Origin of the sequence: Mesorhizobium sp. M8A.F.Ca.ET.021.01.1.1 (assembly GCF_003998025.1) — a bacterium.
Classification (GTDB): Bacteria; Pseudomonadota; Alphaproteobacteria; order Rhizobiales; family Rhizobiaceae; genus Mesorhizobium.
In genome coordinates, this window is record NZ_RZSJ01000767.1 from 1 (window position 1) to 2,331 (window position 2,331).

Sequence of the window (2,331 nt, forward strand, 5' to 3'; positions counted from 1 at the left end):
ACCGACAGGACAATGCGGTCTGTCCGGGAAAGATCGGCCTTGGCCGTCATCGGGGATACCCTGGCCTTGTTGGCGAAGCCTTATCCGGCGCAGCGTGCCGGTTGGAAGTACCCCTTGCCGTATCGCGGTTTGGCGTCGCGTCAAAGGCACTTGCTTGTTGTCGCTACAGCTGGACCGTCGCCGCCATCCGGCAGTCGGATTAGCCCGGGTCGTCCGGGCCAGGCATTGCATGACCGGAGAAGACCGGCCTCGAACAGGAAGCCAAGACCGGTCTTCTCTGGCAGTCTGGTATGCTTAGTAGGTCTTCTTTGTCATCTTCTTCATGTGGTGATGATGGTGGTGGTGATGGTGGTGATAGCGATGGTGGTGGCGATGATGGTGATGGTGATGGTGATGATGATGATGATGATGATGATGATGATGATGCTTTGCCATCGGGGCCGCGTCCGCTCTCGTCGCGCCGACCACCGGCACCGCGAAAGCGATTGCAGCTGCAAGCCCGAGGGCCGAGAGGAGGGACTTCTTCATTGGATCGTTTCCTTCTTTCGCAGGCAGGTATCAATCGGGCCGATATCCCGATCGCCGCGAATGGAATTACGCTCCTGAATTTTTTCGTCAGTATTTCCCGACTGTAGAATTTTGTTTCTGGACTGTTGCCGGGCAAGCCGGAGGGCCTGCACCGTTGCGAGGGCGCAGGCCGAAAGCCGTGTCGTCCGTTTTGGCCTACATAGGCGGGACCACACCTTTGTTTCCCACAACGACGCGGCTGGCACTCAGCGTGCCGTCAGCCTCGCGCTGAGCGGTAACGAAAACCGTCGCGCTTGGCTTGAGATCGGCCGCCGCGGCCGGCGCGAACGTGACGACGGGCGTACCGTCGGGTATCGAGATCTTCTTCGTCTGACCATTGTCATAGGTCAACGTCACCGCCCGCCCGTTTATGTCGGTGACGTCGGCGACGGTGCCGTTGGTCATGCGGCTGTTCGGCTCAAGGTCCCAGGGGCGGTCCCCCTCGCCAGTGCCTTTCAAGGCAGCCGGAAAGACCACCACTTCCAGCGCGCCGCTGCCGCCGTCGGCCTTGGAGACAGAGGCGATGCCGAGGAAATCGCCCTGCTTGATGTCGTTTACAGACGCTTTGGCAACGCCTGACAGCTTCCAGCCGTCTTTCAGCTTGATCGCGGAAGTATCGCCTTGACGGGTTTTCACGGTCAGCAGCGACGGCTCGAAACTGACCACCGTGCCGCGCACGCGCAATGCGTCCGCCGCCTGCGCGCTGGCCACACCGACGCCGGAAAGCATGGAAATCGTGCCGAGCACGAAGAGGGATGTCTTGAGGTTCATTAGGGGTATCCTTTTGGGAAAGGCTGGCTGGAACGGGATGGTTTCACGCCGGCGACATCGAGATAACGACCGGATGGAGCGAAACTGCCGGGCAAAAGCCGCTCACGCGTTCAAAACAACTTGATCGGGACAGGACGAGGCAGCCGCATGGACATCCGCTTCACGATCCCGTGACGGTCGGTTTGGCGCTTGGCAAATCGCCGGCGAGAGGGCATCTTCCTGCTCGTCTCAGGCAACATCCCATTTTGATCAAACGCTTTCAGCCAACGGAGTTGCCAATGCCCAACAATGCAAAAAGCCACGCCCTCTCCGAACCATTAGCCAACGAGATCGGGCCCGATTACAATACCCTCAGGGCAATGCGGGAAACGCGCGGATACAGCCTCGAAGCGCTTTCCCTGACCTGCGGCCTCTCAGTCGACGAGATCGAGGACATCGAGAGCGGCCGAACGGCCGACCCGGCGAAGCTGCGTCGTATTGCGTCCGCGCTTCGTCTGCCCCAGGACGCTCCCATTGCTTCCGCACCGACACTGGCCGCACAAGGCCGGCCCCAGGCATAGGTCGGCGGCAGGCATGCCCAAGAAACCCGCCAAGCCCGCTTGGCGGGTTTCTTGTCGATGCCGGCATTCTCCGGCAGGCCGGGCTTGCCGATCTGCAAATCGCACGTGTTTATAGGTGCGACACCCAAATCCGCGCCGATCGCATCTGCCATGCAGCGGGAACCGTGAGTTTTTCGATATGAGCCTGGATTCCGTTGGTGCCTTCTTTGCTGCTCACGCGCCTGACATCGAGGTCATTGTCACGCAAGCAAGTTCGGCGACGGTGACGCTGGCGGCGGAGGCGCATGGCGTGTTGCCGGCGCAGATCGCCAAGACCATCTGCCTTCGCGTCGGCGAGCGCACCATGCTGGTCGTGACCAGCGGCATCGCCAGGCTGGACAACCGCAAGTTCAAGGACCAGTTCGGCGGCAAACCGCGCATGCTGGACGCGCAA

Annotated in this window: 4 protein-coding genes; 2 read left to right on the forward strand and 2 right to left on the reverse strand. The window is 60.9% G+C overall.

Annotated features, from left to right (window positions below; genetic code table 11):
• Positions 1 to 320 precede the first annotated feature (320 nt).
• Positions 321 to 497, reverse strand: a complete 177-nt coding sequence (locus EOA36_RS37550; protein WP_189553497.1) for a hypothetical protein — start codon at positions 495 to 497, stop codon at positions 321 to 323.
• Between the two features lie 226 nt (positions 498 to 723).
• The gene (locus EOA36_RS33535) at positions 724 to 1,338 is read right to left on the reverse strand and encodes a hypothetical protein (RefSeq protein WP_127281020.1); all 615 of its coding nucleotides are present in this window, start codon (positions 1,336 to 1,338) and stop codon (positions 724 to 726) included.
• 278 nt (positions 1,339 to 1,616) lie between these two features.
• Here EOA36_RS33535 and EOA36_RS33540 point away from each other — a divergent pair, with 278 nt between their 5' ends.
• Positions 1,617 to 1,898 (forward strand): helix-turn-helix transcriptional regulator, encoded by a 282-nt coding sequence (locus tag EOA36_RS33540; RefSeq protein ID WP_127281021.1) that lies wholly within the window; start codon positions 1,617 to 1,619, stop codon positions 1,896 to 1,898.
• Between the two features lie 178 nt (positions 1,899 to 2,076).
• The coding region (locus EOA36_RS33545) for a YbaK/EbsC family protein (RefSeq protein ID WP_281040104.1) at positions 2,077 to 2,331 on the forward strand (255 nt) is incomplete at its 3' end.